This is a genomic window from Comamonas composti DSM 21721 (assembly GCF_000429845.1).
Classification (GTDB): Bacteria; Pseudomonadota; Gammaproteobacteria; order Burkholderiales; family Burkholderiaceae_C; genus Comamonas; species Comamonas composti.
The window spans coordinates 313,550-337,827 of record NZ_AUCQ01000003.1; the positions used below are offsets into that span (position 1 = coordinate 313,550).

The following is a 24,278-nucleotide window of genomic DNA, read 5'->3' on the forward strand; positions in this document are numbered from 1 at the left end:
CTATCAGGAACTCTTTGTGATTTCTTATCAAAATTTTTTGAATACGGGCTTTGGGCTCGCGGTATTTTCGTTTTTTGCCTTGAGCCTGGCCGTGCCCTCGGGGTATTCATATGGCAGCTCGGCCATGGCCTTGCTGGCGCTCGCAAGTCTGCTGCACAAGCCCAGGCAGCAAGCCGGCATGCGGGAGACAGGAATTTTGCTGGCAAGCCTTGCTGCTATCGGTCTGATATGGGCCATGGGCTATGGTAGCTCCACGTCTGCTGGCCTGGACTATGGGGCCAAATATGCGCTGGCTGGCCTGAGCCTCTGGGTGCTGAGCCGTAGCGGCCTGTGTCCCAGGGCCGTGGTGTGGGGCCTGGCCGCAGGCTCGGTCGGCGCGCTGGGCGTTGCGGCCTACCAGTATCTGGTGCTGCACCTGACCAAGGCCAGCGGATTCACGAATGCCATCCAGTACGGCGGCATTGCCATGTACATGGGCATTGCCTGCTGGGCCCTGGCGGTGCTGGGGCGCTGGCGCGGGTGGCAGATCGGCCTGCTTGCGCTGTGTGGAGGGGCGGGGGTTCTGGCCTCGCTGCTGTCCGAGTCGCGCGGCTCCTGGGTGACCGTGCCCCTGCTGCTGGCCGCGATCTGGATCATGGCCTGGCGCAATGGCCACAGGCGCAGCGCCTTTGTCGCGGTTGTGGTGATACTTGCGGGCTGCGTGGCCCTGGCCTTGCCCGCCTACCAGAAGCTCGAGAAGCGCGCGGCCCTCGCGGTGCAGGAGGCGCGCAACTACCAGCTGAATCCTGCGCAATATGCGCAGACCTCGATAGGCCAGCGCCTGGAGCAGTGGCGGCTGGCGCTGCGCCTGATTGAGGAAAAGCCGCTCGCCGGCTGGGGGCTGCAAGGGTATGTGCGAGCCAAGCAGGAGTTGGTGGATCAGGGCCTGGCCCATCCTTCGGTCATGGATTACGGCCATGCCCACAATGAGATTCTCGATATGTGGGCCAAGCGCGGGCTGGCCGGCCTGCTGGTGCTGTTGTTCTTCTATGCCGCGCCGCTGTATGTGTTCTGGCCGAATGCGCGGCGGCTCGCAGCCGTGGCGGCCGAGCTAAGACCCAGGGCCTTGGCGCTGAGGGCTGCAGCCGCACTGCTGCCGCTGGCGTATTTCGGCTTTGGCTGGACCCAGGTCTTTTTTGCCCACAACAGCGGTCACCTGTTCTATACCTTCTCGCTGGCCGCCTTCTGGGGCGCGATCTGCTTTCTGGAAAGACCGCCAAAAGACTGCCGCCTGGGTGCGGCCCTGGCCGGCTGAGGCCTGGCGCGCAGAGGCTTATCGGGGGGCCACGGGCAGGCTCAGCACAAAGCAGGCTCCGTCCTCGCCGTCGGCGCGCGCCGCGCAGTGCACGCTGCCGCCATGGCGCTGAGCGATGGAGCGCACCAGGGACAGGCCCAGGCCTACGCCGCCAGAGCGTTCGCTGGCCCCGGGCAGGCGGTAGAACTTCTCGAAAATGCGCTCGCGCTGTTCTTCGGGAACACCGGGGCCATGGTCCTCGATGAGGACTAGAGCCAGGTTGGCCTGGGTGCGCAGGGTCAGCGTGACGTCCCCATGGCTGTAGCGGCGTGCATTTTCCAGCAGGTTGCGCACGGCACGGCGCAGCAGCTTGGCGATGCCGGGCACTTCTAGCGATCCGTCGGTCTGCACATCAAGCTCGGCATCCACACGCGCACACTCCTCGGCGGCAAGACCGATCAGGTCCACGCATTCCATGGTGCCGACATCGGCCTCGTGGGATTCGAGCCGGCTGGCCAGCAGGATCTCGTCCACCAGCTGGTCGAGCTCTTCGATATTGCGCTGTATCTCGGCGCCAGCGCGCGCGCTGGCCGGATCGCTGCCCATGAATTCCAGGCCCATGCGGATGCGTGTGAGCGGCGAGCGCAGCTCATGCGAGGCATTCGCGAGCAGGGTCTTGTGCGAGGTGACCAGAGTTTCCACGCGCGCAGCGGCTGCATTGAACTGGCGCGCGAGGTCGGCCACCTCGTCCTGGCCTTGCTCGGCCACGCGCACCGACAGGTCGCCCTCGCCGAAGCGCTGCACGCCACGCTGCAGGGTCTCCAGGCGCTGCAGCAGGCGGCGGATCACGGGGAATACGCCCAGGGTGACGGCAATGCTGACCAGGGCCAGCAGCCAGAGAAAGTCGAACGAAGGGCGCAGCCAGAACGGTCCATGGCGGCCGCCACCGCCACTCGGTGGTCCGGAGCTGCGCTTGCGTGGCGACATCTGCAGGCTCAGGACCTCGCCCTCCACAGTGTCCACCCTGAACTCCAGGCCTTCATCGGGATTGCCGGGCAGGCGGGTGACCAGGCCCTTGATCATGGGCTGCCCCTGGGCATCGGTGATCACGAACTCGCGCGGGGGCGGGCTGTTGACGGTTTGCGCATTGCGCTCTGCGGCCACGCGCCACGCATAGCCTATGACCAGGGTGAACAAGGCCAGGCCGCAGGCCACGGCCAGCCAGATGCGCAGATAAAGGCGGCGCGAGAACGGGCTGAATATGGACACCGCTGGCACTCAATCCTGCTGTTTGGCGAAGACATAGCCCACGCCGCGCACCGTGAGGATGCGCTTGGGTGTCTTGGGGTCGGACTCGATGGCTGCGCGTATGCGGCCCATGTGCACGTCAATGGAGCGGTCGAAGGCTTCCAGCTCGCGCCCGCGCACGGCCTCCATGATCTGGTCGCGCGTGAGTACGCGGCCTGCGCGTTCGGCCAGGGTGACCAGCAGGTCGAACTGGTAGGAGGTCAGCTCGCGCAACTGGCCGGCCACGGTGATGGTGCGCGCGTCGCGGTCTATCTCCAGGCTGCCGAAGCGCATGCAGGCCGAGCTGGCCGGCTCGGAGTCGCCGCTGCCGCGCCGGCGCAGGATGGCGCGGATGCGCGCCAGCAGCTCGCGCGGCTCGAAGGGCTTGGGCAGGTAGTCGTCGGCACCGATCTCCAGGCCGATGATGCGGTCCATGGGGTCGCCCTTGGCCGTGAGCATGAGCACGGGTACCTGGCCTGCGGGGCCGGGCAGGGAGCGTATGCGCCTGCAGACTTCGAGCCCGTCCATGTCGGGCAGCATCAGATCGAGAATCACCAGCTCCGGCGGATCGCTGGCGGGCAGGCCGTCACCTGGCAACAGCTGCTCCAGCCCGCTGCGCGCATCGCCCGCATGGCTGACCTGCAGGCCGTTGTTGGCGAGGTATTCGCTGACCATTTGCGCAAGACGGGCATCGTCTTCGATCATCAGCAACTGATGCATTTGGGGTGGCTGTGTGCTCATGCTGTGGCTTGGTATCTTGCTTTTGCTCATGCTGCTATGCCTCGGTCATGCAGGCTTGTCGCTTGCGTAAAGTTGGGTAAACCGCCAGATTGCGAAAACCGGGTGCTATCGAACATGTAGCTTTGACGGCCTGTGCATCAAGCACCGCGTGCTTTGACGCGTGCTGCGAACACGATGAGCACCAGCACGGGCAGGCCCAGCAGGGCCGTGGTGTGGAAAAAGGCCTCGTAGCCGAAGCGGTCGACAAAGACCCCGGAAAAGCCCGCAATCCACTTGGGTGCGAGCATCATCATGGAGCTGAACAGCGCATATTGCGTGGCCGAGTAGCGCACATTGGTGAGGCTGGACAGGTAGGCGATGAAGGCCGCCGAGGCGATGCCGCCGGCCAGGTTGTCGGCGCTGATGACCCAGATCAGCCCCGTGAAATCATGGCCGCGCGTGGCCAGCCAGGCGAACAATATGTTCGTCGACGCGGACAGCACCGCGCCCAGCATGAGCACGCGCATCACGCCCCAGCGTATCGCCATGGAGCCGCCCACAAAGCCGCCGACCAGGGTCATGATCAGGCCGAAGATCTTGCTCACGGCGGCGACCTCGTCCTTGGTATAGCCCATGTCCACGTAAAAGCTGTTGGCCATCACGCCCATGACGACATCGCTGATGCGGTACACGCCGATCAGGGCCAGCAGCAACAGCGCATGCCAGCGGTAGCGGCCTATGAAGTCGGCGAACGGGTCGACCAGCGTGCTCTCCAGCCATTCGCGCAGATTGCGTGCCTTGGCCATGGACGGGGGCGTGGGCTCGGGTGACAGCAGCACGGTGAGTGCGCCCACCAGCATGCTCGCTGCCATGGCGGCATAGGCCACGGACCAGGCGTCGGCCGCATAGCCCTGGGCCTGACCCTGGACGCGGGCCGCAATCCACAGCGCGCCCGCGCCGGCCCAGATCATGGCCAGGCGGTAGCCGGTCTGGTAGGTGGCGGCCAGCGCGGCCTGGCGGTCGGCATCGGCGGATTCGATGCGGTAGGCGTCCAGCGCAATATCCTGGGTGGCCGAGCCAAAGGCCACGGCCAGCGCGCACCAGACCAGGGGCTGCAGCGCCTGGCGCGGATCGAAGAAGGCCATGCCCAGCAGGCCGGCAGCGATCAGCGCCTGGGAAAACAGCAGCCAGCTGCGCCGGCGGCCCAGCCTGCGTGTGAGCCAGGGCAGGGGCAGGCGGTCCACCAGCGGCGACCAGGCCCACTTGAAGGCATAGACCAGGCCCACCCAGCTCAGATAGCCGATGGTGGCACGGTTGACCCCGGCTTCGCGCAGCCAGAACGACAGCGTGCCCAGCACCAGCAGCAGCGGCAGGCCCGCCGAGAAGCCCAGGGCCAGCATGCGCAGGCTCGTGGGTTCGGCGTAGACGCGCAGGCTGTCCATCCAGCTGCGAGGCGCGGGAGCGGGGTGTGGGTCTGGGTGCAATTCGGAGTCCGGGGAGTAGGGCTTGGTCATGGTCTGGTGCAGGAGGCTCCGGGCAATTATCTGTGCCGCAGCGATTCACCCGGGCAAGCGCTACCATGGCGGGCACAAAACACAGCCATGGCCTACAACGACTCCATCCATGCCCGCCTGTCCCAGGCCGGGCCCCAGTGCTCGGTGCGCAGCTACAGCGGCGAGCACCAATCGCATGCGCACGGCCATGTGCAAATCCTGTTTGCGCTGCAGGGCCGCATGGAGCTGGAGGTCGGCGGGCGCAGTGCCTTTGTGGATGCGGCCAGCGGCATGCTGATTCCTCCGGGCCTGGAGCATGGCTATCTTGCGGACCGGCGCGCGCAGGTATTCGTCATCGATGCGCCTGCCGGGCCGGGCCTGGACAGGTGGCGCCGCTTTGCGGTACCGCCGGTTTTGCGCAGTGCCGCGGCCCAGATGCCCGTGGCCGAGCAGATCGCGCTGGTGCTGGAGGCGCCGGCGCTTCTTGCGCGCCGCAGCCTCGATCTTGCGGCCCTGCAGGCCTGCGTTGAGGCTGCGCTGCACGAGGACTGGAGCACGGCGCGCCTGGCGCGGCTATGCCATATGAGCAGCCAGCGCTTTCATGCACGCTTCGTGGAACTCGCAGGCCGCCCGCCCCAGGCCTGGCTGCGCGCGCTGCGGCTGGATGCGGCCCAGCATGCGCTGGCGCGGGGCCTGACGCTGGAGGCCACGGCGCTGCGCACCGGCTATGGCTCGGCCAGTGCCCTGGCCTACGCGCTGCGGCGCGACAAGGGCCTGGGCGCAAGACAGTTGCGCCGGCCAAGGCGCTGCGCCTGACTTCGAGAGCTGCTCTACAAATGCGGCGCCCAGGCCGGCGCACCATGGCGGGCATGACGGGTCTGTTCACCTCCTCCTCTTCTGCGGGCGGCATTGCCCTGGTCGCCGTGGCCGGCGTGCTCTGGGGTACATCGGGCACGGCCCAGAGCCTGGGCGCGGGCACGCTCTCGCCCTTCTGGGTCGGAGCGGCCCAGCTGGGCGTGGCCAGCCTGTTCCTGGCGCTGTTGCTGCTGCTCTCGCATGCGCGGGCCTCGGCCAGCGGCGTGGCCAGGCCCTTGCTGCCCAGCCCGGCCAGCGCCGGCCTGCGGCCCCTGTGGTTTGTGCTGGCCAGCCTGGGCATTGGCGGCTACAGCGTTTTTTTCTATGAGGGCCTGCGGCTCGCGGGCGTGGCCGTGGGCACGGCCGTGGCCATTGGCAGCGGCCCGATCTGGGCCGGCCTGCTGCAGGCCCTGGTGCTGCGCTCACCCCTGTCCGCGCTGTGGTGGGGCGGTACGCTGATCAGCGTGGCCGGCGGCGCCATGATGGTCGCGGGCAATGGCGGGCCCGGGCAGACACCGTCCTGGACGGGGCTGGGCCTGTGCCTGCTGGCCGGCCTGTCTTATGCAGGTTATGCGTTGATCAACAAGCGCCTGGTTGCGCAGCTGTCGCCGCGCGTGGTGAATTGCTATGTGTTCACGGGCGCGGCCCTGTTCGCCCTGCCCGTGGCCTGGTGGTATGCGGGCGCGCCGCAGTGGAGCGCGTCCGCCATCCTGGTCGTGGTCTATCTGGGACTGGTGGTTTCGGGCCTGGCCCACATGCTGTTCTCCATGGGCCTGCGCAGCATCTCCGGCCCGACGGGCGTGGCGCTGAGCCTGATCGAGCCTGCCGCCGCCTTTGTGCTGGCCGTGGTGGTCGTGGGCGAGGCGCAGGCCCTGCCGTCCTGGCTGGGCCTGGCGGCCTTGCTCGTGGGCTTGCTGGTGGTGGTGCGGGCCGAGACCAGGGCCTTGTGAGCGGCCGGGCGCCAGCCCGAATTTCGGCCCGCAGCCTACAGCCGGGCCCGAGAGCGGCGCGCTACCATGCGGGCCATGAATTCGCCGACCCCTGCCTCTTTTTTCCATCACCCGGGCTGTGCCTGCCACGGCACGCGCCGCGGCTTTCTGTTCGCGGGCACGGCGGCTGCGCTGGGCCTGGCAGGCGCTCCCGTGGCGGCCCAGGTCAATGTGGGCAGCTCTTCCAGGCTGCGCAAGCTGGTGCCGGCCGAGGCGCTGGAGAGCGCGGCCGTGGAGCAATACCGCGAGATGCTGGACAAGGCCCGCGCCCAGGGCGCTCTGGCCCCGGACGGCCATGCCCAGCTGCAGCGCCTGAGGGCGATTGCGCAACGACTCATTCCCCATACCTACCAGTGGAACTCCAGGGCGGCCCAATGGCGCTGGGAGGTCAATCTCATTGGCAGCAAGGAGATCAACGCGTTTTGCATGCCCGGCGGCAAGATTGCGTTCTATACGGCCATCATCGACCAGCTCAGGCTCACGGACGACGAGATCGCGATGATCATGGGTCATGAAATGGCGCATGCGCTGCGCGAGCATTCGCGCGAGCAGCTGGCCAAGGGCCAGGCCACGGGCATAGGCCTGAGCCTGGGTGCGCAGCTGCTGGGCCTCGGCGATCTGGGGAATATGGCGGCCAGGGTCGGCACGCAGCTGCTCACGCTCAAGTTCAGCCGCAGCGATGAAAGCGATGCCGACCTCGTCGGCCTGGAGCTGGCCGCGCGCGCGGGCTACAACCCCCAGGCCTCGGTCTCGCTATGGCGCAAGATGGGCGAGGCCACGGGCTCGGGCGGGCTGGAGTTCTTGTCCACCCACCCTTCGGGCCCGGAGCGCATACGCGAGCTGGAGCGCAATGTGCCCCGCGTGCAGGCGCTGTATGAGGCCGCGCGGCGCTGATGTATTCAAAAACATAGCTGGTAGCACTTGCCATATAACGATTTCAGATCGATTCATCGTTGAAATCGTTACACAGCAAGTGCTACCAGCTCACTTTATGAGAGTCTTCGGCGGGAGGCTGGAGAGGGCTCAGGTTCCGCCCACATAGGGGTTGCTCTGGCGCTCGCGGCCGAAGCTGCTCTCGGGGCCGTGGCCGGGGATGAAGACCGTGTCGTCGCCCATGGGCCACAGCCGCTGGACAATGCTGTCCACGAGCTGCTGGTGATTGCCCTGGGGGAAGTCGGTGCGGCCTATGCTGCCCGCGAACAGCACATCGCCCACGAAGCAGCGCTGGATCTGGGGCGCATGGAACACCACATGGCCGGGCGTATGGCCGGGGCAGTGGCGCACGGCCAGCGTCTCCCGGCCGATCTGTACGCTGTCACCGTCCTGCAGCCAGCGCGTGGGCGTGAACGGCTGGGAGGGTGGAAAGCCGAACATGGCGCCCTGCTGGGGCAGGAGATCGATCCAGAACTGGTCGCCCGTATGCGGGCCGATGATGGGCAGGCCCTGCTGCTCGGCGAGCTCGGCCGTGCCGCCCGCATGGTCGATGTGTGCATGGGTGAGCCAGATGGCCTTGAGCGCGAGGCCCAGGCGCTCGACCTCCCAGCCGATCTGCTCCAGATCGCCGCCCGGGTCGATGACGGCGGCCTCCATGGTCTGATCGCACCAGACCAGAGAGCAGTTTTGTTGAAAAGCGGTGACGGGGACGGTGTGATAGCAAAGCATGGGGCGGTGTCATTGTTAACGGCAGGGCCGGGGACTGCACCGAGCATGCCATAGCCGGGCGCGGCTGTTCTGTGCAGGCCTGCCGGGCTGTCGCGGGCTTGTCCCTGTGGCCGTGCGGGGTGTGCCATGATAAAAAGCACGACTTGTTACCGTCAAACCCGCATGGACGCGCGGTTTGCACTTCGAGTGGCATTGCACCGGGCCCTGGCCCGCAGGAGAGACTTCGTATGTGGATCCGTGTTTCTGCCGGGCTGGAAAAGGGAACTGCGGCCGCGGCATGGCCGCGATCGCCAGTCTTGGCGAAGCGGTTGCGGCAATGCGCCGTGCTGCCCCACTTTTAGCTTTCGAGCGCCTGCCTGCACGCTTGCCCCCAATGGCGGCTGCCCGCCCCTTCAATTCCCCCATATTCTCGCGTGTGCCCGTCCGGGCGCGCGCATGCCGCGTGGACCGCATCCGGATGAGCGGCCCCGTGCGCCACGGAGTCGATGATTCAAAACTCAAGGAGATATCCGATGTCAGCCAACCCCAGCGAGCCGGTACAGCGCATAGGCGTGCCGCGCGAAATCTTTCCCGGCGAAAAGCGCGTGGCCACCGTGCCCGATGCCGTGGAAAAGCTCATCAAGCTCGGCTTTGTGGTCGCCGTGGAGTCGGGCGCCGGCGAGGCCGCCAACTTCAGCGATGACGCCTATCGCGCGGCCGGCGCCGAGATCATCGAGGGCGCGGCCGCGCTGTGGGCTGCGGCCGACATCGTGCTCAAGGTGCGCCCGCCCAGCAGCGACGAGGTGGCGCTGCTGCGCGAAGGTGGCACGCTGATCGGCTTTGTCTGGCCTGCGCAAAACCCTGAGCTCATGCAGCAGCTCGCGGACAGAAAGGCCACGGTGCTGGCCATAGACTGCCTGCCGCGCACGCTCTCGCGCGCGCAGAAGATGGATGCGCTGACCTCCATGGCCGGCGTCTCCGGCTATCGCGCGGTGATCGAGGCCGCCAACGCCTTCGGCCGCTATTTCAACGGCCAGATCACGGCTGCGGGCAAGGTGCCGCCGGCCAAGGTGTTCATTGCGGGCGCGGGCGTGGCGGGCCTGGCGGCGATCGGCACGGCGGCCAATCTGGGCGCCATCGTGCGCGCCAACGACACGCGCGCCGAGGTCGCCGATCAGGTCAAGTCTCTGGGCGGCGAGTTCGTCAAGGTCGACTATGAGGAAGAGGGCTCGGGCGGCGGCGGCTATGCCAAGGTCATGAGCGAAGGCTTTCAGGCCGCGCAGCGCCAGATGTATGCGCAGCAGGCCAGGGAGGCCGACATCATCATCACCACGGCGCTGATCCCCGGCAAGCCCGCACCCAAGCTGATCACGGCCGAGATGGTGCAGAGCATGAAGCCCGGCAGCGTGATCGTGGACATGGCGGCCGAGCAGGGCGGCAACTGCGAGCTGACCGTGCCCGGCGAGGCCGTGGTGCGCCATGGCGTGACCATCGTCGGCTACACCGACCTGGCCTCGCGCCTGTCCAAGCAGTCGTCCACGCTGTATGCGACCAATCTGCTGCGCCTGACCGAGGAGCTGTGCAAGGCCAAGAACGGCCAGGCCCTGGTGAACATGGAGGACGACGCGATCCGCGGCCTGACCGTGGTCAAGAACGGCGAGATCACCTGGCCCGCGCCGCCGCTCAAGGCCGCGCCCGTGCCGGCGCCCAAGCCCGCAGCCGCGCCCGTGGAGCAGAAAAAGAGCGGCCACGGCCATGGCAGCGGTGCGCCCATGTCGGGCAAGTCCCTGGCCGTGATCTTTGCGGTGGCTGCCGTGCTGTTCTGGTTCATCGGCGCCTATGCGCCTGCGGCCTTCCTCGGCCACTTCACGGTCTTCGTGCTGGCCTGCTTCATCGGCTACATGGTGGTCTGGAACGTCACGCCGGCGCTGCACACGCCGCTGATGAGCGTGACGAATGCGATCTCCAGCATCATCGCCATCGGCGCGCTGGTGCAGATCGCGCCGCCCAATGCGGGCATCAACGGCCGCCCCGACAGCCTGATCCTGTGGCTGGCCTTCGCCGCCCTGGTGCTCACGGCCGTCAACATGTTCGGCGGCTTTGCGGTCACGCGCCGCATGCTGGCCATGTTCCGCAAATAAGACTCCCACAGAACTAGAACAGGAAGACACAGCATCATGTCCCAAAGTCTCGCAACGGTCGCCTATCTGGGCGCGGCCATCCTTTTCGTCCTCAGTCTGGGAGGACTGTCCAACCCCGAAACCTCGCGCCGGGGCAATCTGTTCGGCATGCTGGGCATGGCCCTGGCCGTGCTGGCCACGGTGTTCGGCCCCAGCGTCAGCGCCTCCGGCATGGCCTGGATCGTCATGGCCCTGGTCATCGGCGGGGGCATTGGCCTGTACGCGGCCAAGGTCGTGAAGATGACGCAGATGCCCGAGCTGGTCGCGCTCATGCACAGCCTGGTCGGCCTGGCCGCCTGCCTGGTGGGCTTTGCCAGTTATGTGGATACCTCGCTGCAGCTCGCGGGCGCGGAAAAAGCCATCCACGAGGTCGAGATCTACGTGGGCATTCTGATCGGCGCCGTGACCTTCTCGGGCTCGCTCATCGCCTTCGGCAAGCTCAACGGCAAGATCGGCGGCAAGCCGCTGCTGCTGCCCGCGCGCCACTGGCTGAACCTCGTGGCGCTGCTGGTCGTGGTCTGGTTCGGCAAGCAGTTTCTCGATGCACCGGATGTGCAGTCCGGCATGCTGCCGCTGATCGTGATGACCGTGATCGCGCTGCTGTTCGGCGTGCACATGGTCATGGCCATCGGCGGCGCCGACATGCCCGTGGTCGTGTCCATGCTCAACAGCTACTCGGGCTGGGCTGCGGCCGCCACGGGCTTCATGCTCAGCAACGACCTGCTGATCGTGACCGGCGCGCTGGTCGGCTCCTCAGGCGCCATCCTCTCCTACATCATGTGCCAGGCCATGAACCGCAACTTCATCAGCGTGATCGCGGGCGGCTTCGGCTCGGGCGCGCCCGCCAAGAAGCCTGCGGGTGACGGCGCGGCCGCCGAGCCCCAGGGCGAGGCCGTGCCCGTGAGCGCGGCCGAGACCGCCGAGATGCTGCGCGATGCCAAGAGCGTGATCATCGTGCCCGGCTACGGCATGGCCGTGGCCCAGGCCCAGCACACGGTGTACGAGATCACCAAGACGCTGCGCGAAAAGGGCGTGGACGTGCGCTTTGCGATCCACCCCGTGGCCGGCCGCATGCCCGGCCACATGAACGTGCTGCTGGCCGAGGCCAAGGTGCCCTACGACATCGTGATGGAGATGGACGAGATCAACGAGGACTTCCCCGACACCGATGTGGCCATGGTCATAGGCGCCAACGACATCGTGAACCCCAGCGCGCTCGAAGACCCGGCCAGCCCGATCGCGGGCATGCCCGTGCTCGAAGTCTGGAAGGCCAGGACCTCGATCGTCATGAAGCGCTCCATGGCCTCGGGCTATGCGGGCGTGGACAACCCGCTGTTCTACAAGGACAACAACCGCATGCTGTTCGGCGATGCCAAGAAGATGCTCGACGAGGTGCTGATGGTGCTCAAGGCCTGAGCGAACGCCTGCTCCTGAAATAAAAGCGGCCAGCGCTGGTGTCTCAACGGATTTGGATGAATACCATCTGAATCCGGGATGCGCCGGGCGCTGGCCGCTCTTTTTTCATGAGCGCGGCGGGACGGATGCGGCTGCGGCCCGAATGGATTGTTGACGGATATGCCGGGATTGCCCCCCTACAATCGCGCTGGCCTGAAACCGGGCCGCAAGTGCCTGCACGGCGCCTGCCATCAGCCATCCCTTGATAACAAGCGAAAACCATATGGGCATCCTCCTAGAGATACTGGGCCTGATCATCACCTTCACCATGCTCATGGAGGCGCTGCAGCGCCTGGGCATCAACGTGGGCTGGCTCAACCCCCTGAGCTTTTTCCGCCGCCGCGCCTGGAAAAAGAAAATCAGCACGCCGCCGCTCTACACGCTGGAGCATCCGGTGGACGTGGTCGCCGTGCTGGCCCTGGCCACGGTGCAGACGGCGGGCGTGGTCACGGTGCAGCAAAAGACCGGCGTGCAGGCCCTGCTGAGCCAGCACCTGTCGCTGAGCGAGACCGAGGCCGGCAACCTGCTCGTGGCCAGCGCCCACATGCTGCGCAACCGCGCGCTCGACGTGGGCGAGCTGCCCGCCGTGCTCGGGCCCAGCGCGGCCCGCTTCACCGACTACCACCAGCAGACGCTCAGAACCATCATGCGTGCGGCCGCTACCCTGGAGCCGCCCATGAACCGCGCCCAGAAGGAGCTGATCGATGGCGTGGCCGCATTCTTCGAGAAGAAAAAGGCCGCCGACAGCCCCTGGTCCTCGGCTACCTGAACCGGCGTTGCACGCCAGGGCGCTCGCTACTTGATAGCTGGTAGCGCTGGCCTGTTCTGTTTTTTGCTATGAAACAGGCTTGAAATCAGCCAGCAGAGCGTGCTGGATGCTTCTTTTTTCAGAGCGTGAAGTCGTAGCCTATGGTGATGGGCGCGTGGTCGGAAAACTTCTCGCCCTTGTAGATGGACTCGCTGCGCGCCAGGGCCGCCATGGCCGGCGTGGCCAGGTGGTAGTCCAGACGCCAGCCCACGTTGTTCGCATAGGCCTGGCCGCGGTTGCTCCACCAGGTGTAGCAAGCGTCCGTCGCATCGGGCTGGAGCTGACGGTAGACGTCAACAATGCCGCCGCCGGGCTCGGTTTTGTGCAACAACTTTGTCATCCAGGCGCGTTCCTCGGGCGTGAAGCCGCTGTTCTTCTGGTTGCTGCGCCAGTTCTTGAGGTCGATGTTCTGGTGGGCGATGTTGATGTCGCCGCACAGGATGAACTCGCGTTCGGCCTTCATGGCCATCAGATGGGCATGCATTTCGGCGAGAAAGCGGAACTTGGCCTCCTGGCGCAGATCGCCCGAGCTGCCGCTGGGGAAATAGGCGCTGATGATGGACAGCTTGCGCGCCGGCGTGTCAAAGCGCGCCTCCACATAGCGGCCCTCGGCGTCGAACTCGTGCGAGCCAAAGCCTATGACCACGTCGCTGGGCTCGGCGCGGCTGTAGATGCCCACACCCGAATAGCCCTTTTTCTGCGCGTAGTGGAAATGGCCGCGCAGGCCGGCCAGCTCTTCGAAGCGCCCGGCCATATCGGCGGCCTGGGCTTTGATTTCCTGCACGCAAATACAATCCGGCGCAGTGGCCGCTATCCAGGTCTGTACGCCCTTGGTCGTGGCCGAGCGTATGCCGTTGAGGTTGAGGCTGGTTAATTTGAACAAGGATGAATCCATGGTGGTAAGTGAGAAGTCCAACGGCGATGCAGGCCGTCTGGCACAGGAGTTTGTGCAGTTTGCCGTCGACGCAGGCGTGCTGCGCTTTGGCGAGTTCAAGACCAAGGCTGGCCGTCTGAGCCCGTACTTCTTCAATGCAGGCCTGTTCGACGACGGCGCCAAGATGGGGCGGTTGGCCGAATTCTATGCAAAAGCCATTGTCGCCAGCGGCATGGAGTTCGACATGGTCTTCGGCCCGGCCTACAAAGGCATTCCCCTGGCCGCCACCGTGGCCGTGGAACTGGCCCGCCTGGGCAGGAACGTGCCCTTTGCCTACAACCGCAAGGAAGCCAAGGACCATGGCGAAGGCGGCTCGCTGGTGGGCGCGCCGCTCAAGGGCCGGGTGCTCATCGTGGACGACGTGATGAGCGCGGGCACGGCTGCACGCGAGTCGATTGCCATCATCCAGGCCGCAGGCGCCACGCCGCATGCCGTGGCGATTGCCCTGGACCGCCAGGAGATGGCCACCGAAAACGGCCAGGACGTGGCCTACAGCGCCGTGCAGTATGTGCGCAGCCGCCTGGGCATGCAGGTCTGCACGATTGCCAAACTGGCAGACTTATTGCTATACCTTGCCGAGCAAGGAGGGGATGGCGGACGCGAGCACCATGAGCGCGTACTGGCCTATCGCCAGCGTTATGGAGTCAATGACTAAACATCTTCTGCCGATCAGGCCTGCGCTGCTGGCGCTATGCGCCATGGCCTGGGTCGGTGCGGCCGCCGCCCAGAGCGGGGCGTCGGGCGGAATCTACTCCTGCATCGATGCCAAGGGCCGGCGCATCACCGCAGACCGGCCGATTGCCGAGTGCCTGGATCGCGACCAGCGCGTGCTGGGCAGCACCGGCGTGGAGCTGCGCCGCGTAGGGCCCACGCTGACCGAGAGCGAGCGTGCCGAGCTGGAGAACCAGCGCCGCCAGCAACAGGCCGAGCAAAGGCGCATGCGCGAAGAGCGCGCGCGCGAAAAGGCGCTGCTGGCGCGCTATCCCAACCAGGAAGCCCATGGCGCTGCCCTGGCCGCAGCCCTGGAGCAGGCCGGACAGGCCACGGAGGTGGCCCAGCAGCGCCTGCAGGAGCTGGCCAAGCGCCGCGCCGCGCTGGACACGGAGATGGAGTTCTACGCGGGCGACCCGGCCAAGGCTCCGGCCGTCCTGCGCCGCCAGGTCGAGGACAACCGCTCCAGCCAGGAGGAGCAGCAGCGCTTCATCCAGCAGCAGGAGCACGAAAAGCTGCGCATACGCAAGCGCTTCAACGACGAGCTGGTCCAGTTGCGCCCGCTGTGGGCGGCGCAGGCAGCCCAGGCCGCGCAGCCGGGAGCGGGGCGCTAAGAGCTTCCTATCGCCCGACGCTCGCGGAGGCGGCCAGCAGCCGGAACACCCGCCCCAGCATCAGGGCCGCGACCCAGGCCAGACCGCCTATGAGAAAAGGCAGGCCCAGCAAGGCATTTTGCTGGGCAAAGATCAGAAATGCATCGGCCTGCCAGAGACGGGCATAGCCTGCATGGAGCGCATAGGCCAGCCAGGCCAGGGCGCCCAGCGCAAACAGCCATGCCATGCGCCTGGCCGTGGCTGCATCGCGCGTGCCGGGCGTGAGCCGCCGCGCACTGCGCCACACCCAGGCCATGGCGGTCAGCACCAGGGCCGCGCTGGCCAAGGCCGACAGCCAGGGCCAGATTTCAATCGCGAACATCGGAGGAAAAGGGGGTGTATCGGCTGGTTGGAGAGGGGGCGAAGGGCGAGTTGCCGGGGTTGGCGCCTCGCTGTTTCAGGGCCTAGGCCATCTCCCAGACCGTGACACTGCCCTGGGCGTGGCTGACCGCATGGATGCCGAGCACGGTGGCATGGCGGTTGAGCCAGGATTCGAGCTGGGCCGTGGCCTCGGCGTTGGCCGGGCCGTCCTCGTATTCGCTGGCCACCTGGGCCGTGGTGAAGGAGTGCGGGCCGAATCTCTGGACGATGTTGCGCAGCTTGTCGAGATTGGGGCTGGATGACTGGTTCATGGCGACTCCTTTCACATCAGGGCCTGCGATGCCGCAGGCTTGTTCCCAAGTGTAGCCATGCTCGCAGGAATGACCAGCGCCCAATCCCTGAACACGTTCTTAGCGGGGCTTGTGCTCGCTGATGACGCGCAGATGGCGCTCCATGCGGATCAGGGCCAGAACCATGACCACCAGCACCAGAAAGGACATCAGCATGCTCCAGATCGCGGCCTCGAAACCGTCGAAGCGGCTCTTCCAGCTGCTGCTCTCGGCTGGGGCGTCGCCGCGCAGCTCGGCGGCTGCGGTGTCGAAGCTCAGCGTGTAATTGAGCAGCACCGTGGACAGAATCTGCTGCGCGCCTTGCTCCTGCAGCTTGCGCGCCACGGCCGGGTTGGCAAAGACCTTCTCCAGTGCGGCAGGGGCGCCCAGCACATAGGCTTCGTAGGCGCCCTTGCCATGCTCGATCTCGGCCATCTGGGCGCGTTCGTGGATGGAGCCGCTGGTGTCGGCATGGCTCCACCAGGAGCGATCTTCTTCATCCTCGTCATCGGCGGCTGCGGCGGCCTCGGCTGCCGCGTCTTCCGTGGCTGCCGAGGCGTGGGGCGCGGAATCACCGCCCTGCTCGCGCAGGCGGATGGCCTTTTTCACGGCCTCGGCCGTGGGCAGGGCATTGCCTTGCAGCAGGGCCGGCACGGGCGCCAGGCCCAGGGACTGGTTGTCGCGCTCCAGGCGCGCGCGCTCCTCGGGTTTCTGGCTCACGAAGGCGCGCACCAGTGCATCGGCCTTCTGGAAGCTGGGGCGCAGGGCCGGGTCGGCGAGGCGCTTTTCGAGCACGATCTCATCGGCGGAAACGCTGAGGTCGCGGCTGGTCTCGTTGACCACGAAGTCCAGATCCGGCCTGGCACTGTGCCAGTCCAGCGGCGCCTGGGCACTGGCCTCCACGGGCGCCTTGGCGGGCTTGAAGCCGTCCCACAGCCACAGACCCATGATGATCAGCACGAACAGCGAAAAGACCAGCAGCACCAGGCGCACGACCTGAACCAGCAGGTCTTCGAGCCTGCGAAAAATAGTGAAAGCCATTCAAAGCCTTTGATTTCTTGAACTACAGCGATATGCGGCGTGTCCGCCAGCCCCTGGGGCCGGAGCACGCGCGGCAGCGGATTCTAGTGCCCCTAGCCGGAGGCTCCGACTCGCAAATGGCCGGATTGCGGGCCCGGAAAGAGCGGCTGGCCTATCGTTTTCACCTACATCTCGCGGCGGCATCGCGAATCCGCTCTAATGCTCGTTTTGTTGGACTCGGAGAGCTTTCGCATGGCCAAGACCTCGCTGGATAAATCGAAAATCAAGTTTTTGTTGCTCGAAGGCATACATGCCTCCGCCCTGCAGGTGCTCAAGCAGGCCGGCTACACCAATGTGGAGGCGCTCACGGGCGCACTGGACGGCGAGGAACTCAAGCGCAAGATTGCCGACGTGCACTTTGTGGGCATACGCTCGCGCACCCAGCTCACGGCCGAGGTGTTTGCCGCGGCCAACAAGCTCGTGGCCGTGGGCTGCTTTTGCATAGGCACGAACCAGGTGGACCTCGAGGCCGCACGCGAGCGCGGCATTGCCGTCTTCAACGCCCCTTACTCGAACACCCGCTCCGTGGCCGAGCTGGTGCTGGGCGAAGCCATCCTGCTGCTGCGCGGCATCCCCGCGAGAAACGCGGCCGCCCACCGTGGCGGCTGGCTCAAGAGTGCGGACAACTCCTTCGAGATCCGCGGCAAGACCCTGGGCATCGTGGGCTATGGCTCGATCGGCACCCAGCTGTCGGTGCTGGCCGAGTCCCTGGGCATGCATGTGCTGTTCCACGACGTGGTCACCAAGCTGCCGCTGGGCAATGCGCGCCAGGCCGCATCGCTGGAAGAGCTGCTGGCGGCCAGCGACATCGTGACCCTGCATGTGCCCGAGCTGCCCTCCACGCAGTGGATGGTGGGGGCGGCCGAGATCGCGGCCATGAAGCCCGGCAGCATTCTGATCAATGCCTCGCGCGGCACCGTGGTCGAGATCGACCCCCTGGCCGAGGCCATCAAGGCCGGCAAGCTGCTCGGGGCCGCCGTGGACGTGTTCCCTACTGAGCCCAAGAGCAACAAGGACGAGTTCGTCTCGCCGCTGCGCGGCCTGGACAACGTCATCCTCACGCCGCATATCGGCGGCTCGACCATGGAGGCCCAGGCCAACATCGGCCTGGAGGTCGCGGAAAAGCTCGTGAAGTACAGCGACAACGGCACGACCACCTCGGCCGTCAACTTCCCCGAAGTCGCCCTGCCTGCCCACCCGGGCCAGAACCGCATCCTGCATGTGCACCACAACCGGCCCGGCGTGCTCTCGGCCATCAACCAGATGTTTGCAGAGAACGGCATCAACATCGCCGGCCAGTATCTGCGCACCGATGAAAAGCTCGGCTATGTGGTGATCGACGTGGGCGTGCAATCCTCGGCCCTGGCCGTGGAGAAGCTGTCCCAGATTCCGGGCACCATACGCTGCCGGGTCCTGTTTTGATAGCTGACAGCGCTTGCTGGGCGGGCGCTGCAGGCCTTCTTGGCTGATTTTCATGCTTGCTGACCTGCTCTGTCAGGGCTGGTCGGGAGCGAGAGTCTCATGGGCCTGCTGCTGGCAGCCCTGATCGGCTTCAGCGGGCAGAACGCGCCGCTGTCCATCGTCGGCGAGAACTTCGCTCTCGCACCCTGGCTGGGCCTGGCAGGCTTTGCGGGGCTGTGCATGTTCTTCTGCCAACGGGTGCTGAAGCGATGAGCGAAGGTGTGTGACGAATCCCGTCCCCTTCGCGCCATCAAAGACTGCATGCGTGGCTCAAGTCAAAATTGACTTGCATCCAGGAAGGTGAACATTGTTTAAAAGTAAGTAAATGAACTAGGCTTATTGATAGCTTCTGTCCACAATCACCCCCACTGTGGGGGGAAGAAGCCAGTAAGAAGAAAAAGTTAGTAAAAAAGAAAATTTGAAGCCCGGTCAGCAGCCTTGGCGGCCATGCCAGGATTGCCGACCGGGCTTCAAGTTTTCAAGGGCTGCTTTTCACTGCGCCCGAGGCCATGGCATCAATCCATCAAGGCCTGGTAGACGGCCTGGCGCATGGCCATGCGATAGGGAATGCGCTGGCTCATGGACTGCATCATCAGGATGGCGAACAAGTCCTCCTGCGGGTCCACCCAGAAGAAGGTGCCGTAAATCCCGCTCCACGAATAATCGCCCACGCTGCCCGGCAGGGGGTTCAGGCCCGTCGCCGTGCGCACCGCAAAGCCCAGGCCGAAGCCCGTGCCCATCTCGGGCGACGGCAACTGGCTGCCGAACTGGGCCATGTCCGGCCCCATGCGCGTGCCGGGCGGCAGATGATTGGCCGTCATGAGCTCCACGGTCTTGCGCGAGACCAGGCGTGTGCCGTCGAGCTGGCCGCCGTTGCGCCAGAAAAGGCATAGACGCGCATAGTCGGCGATGGTGGAGACCATGCCGCCGCCGCCGGACTTGAAGGCCAGCGCCTGGGTCACGGGCGGTATGGGCGGCATCTGCAACTGCGGCCCTTCGGGCTGGGCCCAGGCTGCGCGCCCGGCCTCGGTTTCGGGCGCCTCGAAACCCGTGTCCCGCAGGCCCAGCGGCTCGCAGATGCGCGAGCGCACGAACTCGTCCAGCCCCAGGCCGCTGACCACCTCGACCACGCGGCCCAGCACATCGGTGGACATGCCGTATTCCCAGCTGGTGCCGGGCTGATCCAGCAGGGCCAGCCCGGACAGCTTGGTGATGAAGACCGCATTGCTGTCATTCTTGTGGCCCAGCCTGGCATCGATATAGGCCTGCTTGAGCGGATTGCTGCTGCCTGGAACGCCATAGGTCACGCCTGCCGTGTGGCGCAGCAGATCCTGCAGGGTGATGGCGCGCACCAGCGGCTCCAGCACGATGCGGCTGGCGCCATCGGCCCCGGTCTGCACACGTCCGACCTGCATGTTGGAGAGCTCGGGCAGGTACTTGACCACGGGGTCCAGAATGCAAAGCTGCCCTTCCTCGGCCAGCATCATGATGGCCAGCGAGGTAATGGGCTTGCTCATGGAGGCGATGCGGAAAATGGCATCGCAGCGCATGGGCAGGTTCTGGGCCGGGTTGAGCAGGCCAAAGCTCTGCAGATAGGCCAGCTGGCCGCGCCTGGCGACCAGGGCCAGGGCGCCGGGAATCTCCCTGTCGGCCACGCCGCGCGAAAGCCGCTCCGACAGGCGCTCAAGACGCTGGCTGCAAAGGCCCTGGGATTCGGGGGTGGCGGCCCAGGGCAGACCGGGGATTTGCAGACGCTCGGTAGTGGACATGTCTCTTCCTTGATGCTTGTGATGTCATGGCGGATTCTGGGCGCGCGCAGAAGCCAGCGCTGTTGGGCGCGGGACATGGGTGTCGCCGCAGATGCGTTTGAGGCTAGCACGGGCGCCCGGACTGCGGCGCTCTTTGCGCGAGGCGTCGGCCTGCAGGCCGGATTGCAGGTTTTGGGCGCTGCTCCGAGGCATGAGCGGCCTGGTCTGCGAATCGGAAAATTCCCAAGAAAACCCTGTGAGCCCTGACCCAGAATCTGGATATGGCTGATGACAACCATAAAAAATGATGCCGTGAAAATCATGGGCCCAGCATTCTTGCGAGGCCTCGGTTTCCCCGGGCTTGGAAAAAAGGCTCAGGCAGGGGGGCTTTGATTATCGCCAAGCTCGAATATCCGGCCATAGGCCCGGATCTGGGAAAAGATTCAAGTGCAAATATCTCAAAAAATGCTGGCAAGCCTGGCGGCCTGTGCCATGGCCGGCCTGGGAATGGCGGCGGAAACGCCATTCACCGGTATTTTTGGCGGTGCAGGTGGTTTCTGCCTGGGGGCATTGCATATACACGCCCAGGCGGTGGAATGGAATACCTCTTACAGCGTTTGCGAGACTTCAAATTATGAAGTTCTTGAAGAAAAGATCTGGAAGAAGAAAAGCCATCTGGTCTGGCTCTTGAAAAATCCGGGTGAAAAATGCCGCTTCGAGATTATCGAAGCCCAGCATGTCAAGAATCAGGGCTGGAATATCACCGGATATCCGTCACGCGAGGCCTTTGAGAAAAAAGGCCAGCCCGGCTGGGTGGATTCCGCCTTGCCTGGGCGGCAGATTCTGAGCTGCAGCATGGTCAAGGTGGATTGACACTCCGGTTTCTATAGCTGCAAGCGTTTGATGGACGGGCGCTAGAGGCAGATTTTCCTTTGATTTTCTGATTCTGTGCAGGCTCTGCGGGGCCCGGCCCCGATCTGCATTCAGCGAATCTGGCGGGCTGCAAAGTGGGCTGCGGGGCGCACATAGCTTTCCTGGGCCTGTACCAGCTGCAGCTCGCGCTGGCCACTCGCATGGGTGCGCTGCAGCAGCTCGAACATGCTGGCCGTGGTGCGCTCCAGCGCGTTTCTGGCCGAACCCGTCTGGCCGAAGTGCTGGCTGTAATGCGCGGTGAACAGGGCAGCGGTCACATCGCCCGAGCCATTGGCCTTGAAAGGCAGATGGGGCGTGTTCACCAGCCAGGCGCCGGTGGCGTCCACGGCCAGCATTTCTATGCTGCCGGGCTCGGCATCGGGGCAGTGCACGCTGGTCACTAGCACGGCACGCGGGCCCGTGGCCATGACGGCATCCACGGCGGCCAGGGTGCTGTCCAGCGTGCTCGCCTCCATGCCTGCGAGATAGCCGAGCTCGAACTGGTTGGGCGTCACCAGATCGGCTGCAGGCACCACGCGCTCGCGCAGCAACTGGGGAATGGCGGGGTCCACAAAGCAGCCCGACCTAGCATTGCCCATGACCGGGTCGCAGGTGTAGGTGGCCTGGGGGTTGAGCGCCTTCACGCGGGCCACGGTGGCCAGAATGGCATCGGCAATATCGGCGCCGCCCTGGTAGCCGCTGAGCACCACATCCACCAGCGCCAGCGCGCCGCGCTGGTCCATGCCATCCACAATGGCCGCGACCTCGCTGGCCGCAATGGCCGAGCCACCCCATTGCCCATAACCCGTGTGGTTGGAGAAGTTGACGGTGTACACCGGCCACACCTCATGCCCCAGACGCTGCAACGGAAACACCGCAGCCGAGTTGCCGACATGGCCGTAGGAGACATGGGATTGGATGGAGAGGATGTTCATGGCTTGGCCGGGTTGGCGTGATGAGGCTTTGACAAGGTGCTGCGGCCTTGGCAGCGAGCATGGCCGATTATGCGGTTTTGATAGCTGCTGGCGCTTGATATATAGGCGTTTGAAGCCGAAATCATTTAAAAACTAGGCTTTGTGCACAGCTCCCACAGGCTCCCCGAATTTGCACCCGTTTGTCGTAGCGCAGCGAAGGGCCGTGAGCATAGGACCGCCGTTCGAGGCGAGACCCGGCCTCGATCTGGAGTTTGCTAAATGTGATGTCAATTTTTTGCCAATAAGCTATTCATTTAATCTGCATGCAATTTATTATTTTCTCAATAAAATTGAAATTTTTATTCAAAAAAAATAAAAAAATCATGATCCAAGAGATAGTGAATGTGATACCAAGCGAAATTGGAGTGCTACTGACGGAGTATTTTTTTAAAATTAAACTGTAATGAATTGATAGGCATGTTTTTTTATTGGATATTCTGTTTTTTACTTGTTCCAATTGTTGTTGGAGATCTTTGTGAAAGAGTCTAGGAAATTTTTTCCTATTTGGGTGATTCTTTTCCAGCTCTTCTAGCAAAGAAGCTTCAATTTTTGTGAGTTCCTCTTCCCAGTACTCTTGCCAGAACTTAGCGCCAGAAGCCATCTTGGTTTGATACCACGATATTGCGATGCCAGCTGCTGATAAAATTAAGCTAAGGAAGATATAGTGGTGAGATGATTGAATTGTTCCAGCAAAAAACACACCTTGAAATATCATGAAGAAATTATTTCTTTGGAGAAGCTGATTAATCTCTAGATTTCTTGTTTCAATCGCTATTTCATAAATTCTTTTAAGTGCTTCGGCATCGTTATATTCTTGTTTGTTAGAGAGAATTTTTTTAATGAAGGAAATCATGTTTGACACGGATAAAAAGCCTCCGAAAGGAAGCTTTTTATTCGACAAACGGTAAAGCGAGCAATTACTCAGCGATTCACGCCAATTTCGCCTTCAACACTTCATTCACCTGCGCAGGATTCGCCTTCCCCTTGGAGGCTTTCATCACCTGGCCGACCAGGGCATTGAATGCCTTGTCCTTGCCTGCGCGGTATTGCTCCACATTGCCGGGGTTGGCGGCAATCACCTCGTCGATGATCTTTTCCAGCGCGCCGGTGTCGTTCATTTGCTTGAGGCCCTTGGCCTCGATGACGGCGTCCACGTCCGAGCCTTCACCGCTCCACAGCGCCTCAAACACGGTGCGGGCCGCATTGTTGGAGATGGTGCCGTCCGAAATGCGGGCAATCATGGCGGCCAGTTGCTGGCTGCTCACCTTCACCGCGTCCATGCCGATTTCTTCGGTGTTCAGGCGGCGGGAGATTTCGCCCATCACCCAGTTAGAGGCCAGCTTGGGCTGGCCGCAGGTCCTGGCGGCGTCTTCAAAGTAGGCGGCCATGGCTTGGGATTGCGTCAGCGTGGTGGCGTCGTATTCGGGCAGGGCGTACTGCTCGACAAAGCGGGCGGCCATGGCACGGGGCAGTTCGGGCATGTCGGCCTTGACGCGCTCCACCCACTCAGCTGCCACGACCAGGGGCGGCAGGTCGGGGTCGGGGAAGTAGCGGTAGTCGGCCGCGTCTTCCTTGGTGCGCATGGCACGGGTTTCGCCGGTGTCGGGGTCGAACAGCACGGTGGCCTGCTGGATGCTGCGGCCGTCTTCAATCTCCTCGATCTGCCAGCGGATCTCGTAGTCGATGGCGATCTGCATGTTGCGAAACGAGTTCAGGTTCTTGATTTCGCGGCGCGTGCCCAAAGCGGCGCCGGGCTTGCGCACGGAGACGTTGGCGTCGCAGCGGAAAGAGCCTTCCTGCATGTTGCCGTCGCAGATGCCGATCCAGGTGACGATCTTGTGCAGCTCCTTGGCGTAGGCCACGGCTTCCTCGGTGCTGCGGATGTCGGGCTCGGTGACGATTTCCAGCAGCGGCGTGCCGGCGCGGTTGAGGTCGATGCCCGACTGGCCGATGAAGTCCTCGTGCAGCGATTTGCCCGCGTCCTCTTCGAGGTGGGCACGCACCAGGCGCACGGTCTTTTTCTCGTCGCCCAGAAAGAACGAGACTTCGCCGCCCTGCACCACGGGAATCTCGAACTGCGAGATCTGGTAGCCCTTGGGCAGATCGGGGTAGAAGTAGTTCTTGCGCGCGAAGATGCTGCGCGGGGCAATCGTGGAGCCCAGGGCCAGGCCCAGGCGGATCGCGTGCTCCACGGCTTTTTGGTTCATGACCGGCAGGGTGCCGGGCAGGGCCAGGTCCACGGCGCAGGCCTGGGTGTTGGGCTCGGCGCCAAAGGCCGTGCTGGCGCGGCTGAAGATCTTGCTGTTGGTGGCCAACTGGGCGTGGGTCTCGAACCCTATGACGACCTCGTAGCCGTTGATGAGTTTCGCAGTCATGTTCTGTGCTTAAAAAGTGAGCTGCTTGCGCTTGATGTACATGGATTTCATGGTGTTTTATGCTTGAAATCGTTGAGGG

24 protein-coding genes are annotated in these 24,278 nt (G+C 64.4%); 12 read left to right on the plus strand and 12 right to left on the minus strand.

Annotation, left to right across the window (positions count from 1 at the left end; translation table 11 throughout):
• Positions 1 to 16 precede the first annotated feature (16 nt).
• On the plus strand, positions 17 to 1,294 hold the full coding sequence (locus G486_RS21560; RefSeq protein ID WP_245587241.1) for an O-antigen ligase family protein: 1,278 nt from the start codon (positions 17 to 19) through the stop codon (positions 1,292 to 1,294).
• 18 nt (positions 1,295 to 1,312) lie between these two features.
• Here G486_RS21560 and G486_RS0104765 read toward each other — a convergent pair whose 3' ends face one another.
• From G486_RS0104765 to G486_RS0104775, 3 genes are all read right to left on the minus strand, one after another.
• A complete protein-coding gene (locus G486_RS0104765) occupies positions 1,313 to 2,542 on the minus strand; it encodes an ATP-binding protein (RefSeq protein ID WP_027014502.1) in 1,230 nt (409 codons plus the stop codon).
• A 9-nt stretch (positions 2,543 to 2,551) separates the two neighbouring features.
• Positions 2,552 to 3,301 carry a response regulator gene (locus G486_RS0104770; RefSeq protein WP_027014503.1) on the minus strand — a complete coding sequence of 250 codons (750 nt, stop codon included), beginning with the start codon at positions 3,299 to 3,301 and terminating at the stop codon, positions 2,552 to 2,554.
• 137 nt (positions 3,302 to 3,438) lie between these two features.
• Complete coding sequence (locus G486_RS0104775) at positions 3,439 to 4,794, minus strand: AmpG family muropeptide MFS transporter (RefSeq protein ID WP_051303132.1); 1,356 nt, start codon at positions 4,792 to 4,794, stop codon at positions 3,439 to 3,441.
• 87 nt (positions 4,795 to 4,881) lie between these two features.
• Between G486_RS0104775 and G486_RS0104780 the strand changes: the two genes are divergently transcribed.
• From G486_RS0104780 to G486_RS0104790, 3 genes are all read left to right on the plus strand, one after another.
• Positions 4,882 to 5,589: a helix-turn-helix domain-containing protein gene (locus G486_RS0104780; protein WP_027014505.1), complete on the plus strand. Its 708-nt coding sequence runs from the start codon at positions 4,882 to 4,884 to the stop codon at positions 5,587 to 5,589.
• Between the two features lie 53 nt (positions 5,590 to 5,642).
• Positions 5,643 to 6,578, plus strand: a complete 936-nt coding sequence (locus tag G486_RS0104785) for a DMT family transporter (protein WP_027014506.1) — start codon at positions 5,643 to 5,645, stop codon at positions 6,576 to 6,578.
• Between the two features lie 75 nt (positions 6,579 to 6,653).
• Positions 6,654 to 7,511 carry a M48 family metallopeptidase gene (locus tag G486_RS0104790; protein WP_051303134.1) on the plus strand — a complete coding sequence of 286 codons (858 nt, stop codon included), beginning with the start codon at positions 6,654 to 6,656 and terminating at the stop codon, positions 7,509 to 7,511.
• 129 nt (positions 7,512 to 7,640) lie between these two features.
• Here the strand turns inward: G486_RS0104790 and G486_RS0104795 are convergent, their stop codons facing one another.
• On the minus strand, positions 7,641 to 8,279 hold the full coding sequence (locus G486_RS0104795; RefSeq protein ID WP_027014508.1) for an MBL fold metallo-hydrolase: 639 nt from the start codon (positions 8,277 to 8,279) through the stop codon (positions 7,641 to 7,643).
• A gap of 512 nt (positions 8,280 to 8,791) precedes the next feature.
• Between G486_RS0104795 and G486_RS0104800 the strand changes: the two genes are divergently transcribed.
• The 3 genes from G486_RS0104800 to G486_RS0104810 all read left to right on the plus strand — a co-directional run bounded on the left by G486_RS0104800 (position 8,792) and on the right by G486_RS0104810 (position 12,662).
• Positions 8,792 to 10,399 carry a Re/Si-specific NAD(P)(+) transhydrogenase subunit alpha gene (locus tag G486_RS0104800; RefSeq protein WP_027014509.1) on the plus strand — a complete coding sequence of 536 codons (1,608 nt, stop codon included), beginning with the start codon at positions 8,792 to 8,794 and terminating at the stop codon, positions 10,397 to 10,399.
• 36 nt (positions 10,400 to 10,435) lie between these two features.
• On the plus strand, positions 10,436 to 11,854 hold the full coding sequence (pntB, locus tag G486_RS0104805; protein ID WP_027014510.1) for a Re/Si-specific NAD(P)(+) transhydrogenase subunit beta: 1,419 nt from the start codon (positions 10,436 to 10,438) through the stop codon (positions 11,852 to 11,854).
• A gap of 262 nt (positions 11,855 to 12,116) precedes the next feature.
• Positions 12,117 to 12,662: a hypothetical protein gene (locus G486_RS0104810; protein WP_027014511.1), complete on the plus strand. Its 546-nt coding sequence runs from the start codon at positions 12,117 to 12,119 to the stop codon at positions 12,660 to 12,662.
• Positions 12,663 to 12,780: 118 nt separating this feature from the next.
• Here G486_RS0104810 and G486_RS0104815 read toward each other — a convergent pair whose 3' ends face one another.
• Positions 12,781 to 13,584 (minus strand): exodeoxyribonuclease III, encoded by an 804-nt coding sequence (locus tag G486_RS0104815; RefSeq protein WP_027014512.1) that lies wholly within the window; start codon positions 13,582 to 13,584, stop codon positions 12,781 to 12,783.
• A 10-nt stretch (positions 13,585 to 13,594) separates the two neighbouring features.
• Between G486_RS0104815 and pyrE the strand changes: the two genes are divergently transcribed.
• Together pyrE and G486_RS0104825 are read left to right on the plus strand one after the other, a co-directional pair.
• Positions 13,595 to 14,290 (plus strand): orotate phosphoribosyltransferase, encoded by a 696-nt coding sequence (gene pyrE, locus G486_RS0104820; protein ID WP_027014513.1) that lies wholly within the window; start codon positions 13,595 to 13,597, stop codon positions 14,288 to 14,290.
• Positions 14,283 to 14,960, plus strand: a complete 678-nt coding sequence (locus tag G486_RS0104825; protein WP_051303136.1) for a hypothetical protein — start codon at positions 14,283 to 14,285, stop codon at positions 14,958 to 14,960. Before pyrE ends, G486_RS0104825 begins: the two co-directional genes overlap by 8 nt.
• Before the next feature lie 7 nt (positions 14,961 to 14,967).
• On the opposite strand, the gene G486_RS0104830 is transcribed toward G486_RS0104825, so the two are convergent.
• The 3 genes from G486_RS0104830 to G486_RS0104840 all read right to left on the minus strand — a co-directional run bounded on the left by G486_RS0104830 (position 14,968) and on the right by G486_RS0104840 (position 16,690).
• Positions 14,968 to 15,321, minus strand: a complete 354-nt coding sequence (locus G486_RS0104830; protein ID WP_027014515.1) for a hypothetical protein — start codon at positions 15,319 to 15,321, stop codon at positions 14,968 to 14,970.
• 82 nt (positions 15,322 to 15,403) lie between these two features.
• The gene (locus tag G486_RS0104835; protein ID WP_027014516.1) at positions 15,404 to 15,631 is read right to left on the minus strand and encodes a hypothetical protein; all 228 of its coding nucleotides are present in this window, start codon (positions 15,629 to 15,631) and stop codon (positions 15,404 to 15,406) included.
• Between the two features lie 99 nt (positions 15,632 to 15,730).
• Positions 15,731 to 16,690, minus strand: coding sequence for a hypothetical protein (locus G486_RS0104840; protein ID WP_027014517.1), 960 nt, complete (start codon positions 16,688 to 16,690; stop codon positions 15,731 to 15,733).
• Positions 16,691 to 16,921: 231 nt separating this feature from the next.
• Between G486_RS0104840 and serA the strand changes: the two genes are divergently transcribed.
• Both serA and G486_RS23925 read left to right on the plus strand, forming a co-directional pair.
• On the plus strand, positions 16,922 to 18,151 hold the full coding sequence (serA, locus tag G486_RS0104845; RefSeq protein ID WP_027014518.1) for a phosphoglycerate dehydrogenase: 1,230 nt from the start codon (positions 16,922 to 16,924) through the stop codon (positions 18,149 to 18,151).
• Positions 18,152 to 18,250: 99 nt separating this feature from the next.
• The gene (locus tag G486_RS23925; protein ID WP_156919882.1) at positions 18,251 to 18,403 is read left to right on the plus strand and encodes a hypothetical protein; all 153 of its coding nucleotides are present in this window, start codon (positions 18,251 to 18,253) and stop codon (positions 18,401 to 18,403) included.
• A gap of 302 nt (positions 18,404 to 18,705) precedes the next feature.
• On the opposite strand, the gene G486_RS0104855 is transcribed toward G486_RS23925, so the two are convergent.
• Positions 18,706 to 19,959 carry a serine hydrolase domain-containing protein gene (locus G486_RS0104855; RefSeq protein ID WP_034386614.1) on the minus strand — a complete coding sequence of 418 codons (1,254 nt, stop codon included), beginning with the start codon at positions 19,957 to 19,959 and terminating at the stop codon, positions 18,706 to 18,708.
• A gap of 426 nt (positions 19,960 to 20,385) precedes the next feature.
• Between G486_RS0104855 and G486_RS0104860 the strand changes: the two genes are divergently transcribed.
• Positions 20,386 to 20,811, plus strand: coding sequence for a hypothetical protein (locus G486_RS0104860; RefSeq protein ID WP_156919884.1), 426 nt, complete (start codon positions 20,386 to 20,388; stop codon positions 20,809 to 20,811).
• Positions 20,812 to 20,921: 110 nt separating this feature from the next.
• Here the strand turns inward: G486_RS0104860 and pdxY are convergent, their stop codons facing one another.
• From pdxY to gatB, 3 genes are all read right to left on the minus strand, one after another.
• Complete coding sequence (pdxY, locus tag G486_RS0104865; RefSeq protein WP_027014521.1) at positions 20,922 to 21,785, minus strand: pyridoxal kinase PdxY; 864 nt, start codon at positions 21,783 to 21,785, stop codon at positions 20,922 to 20,924.
• 289 nt (positions 21,786 to 22,074) lie between these two features.
• Positions 22,075 to 22,677, minus strand: coding sequence for a RipA family octameric membrane protein (locus tag G486_RS23930; RefSeq protein WP_156919886.1), 603 nt, complete (start codon positions 22,675 to 22,677; stop codon positions 22,075 to 22,077).
• A gap of 76 nt (positions 22,678 to 22,753) precedes the next feature.
• Entirely contained in the window at positions 22,754 to 24,199 is a 1,446-nt protein-coding gene (gene gatB / locus G486_RS0104875; RefSeq protein ID WP_027014522.1) for an Asp-tRNA(Asn)/Glu-tRNA(Gln) amidotransferase subunit GatB, read from the minus strand.
• Positions 24,200 to 24,278: the final 79 nt, after the last annotated feature.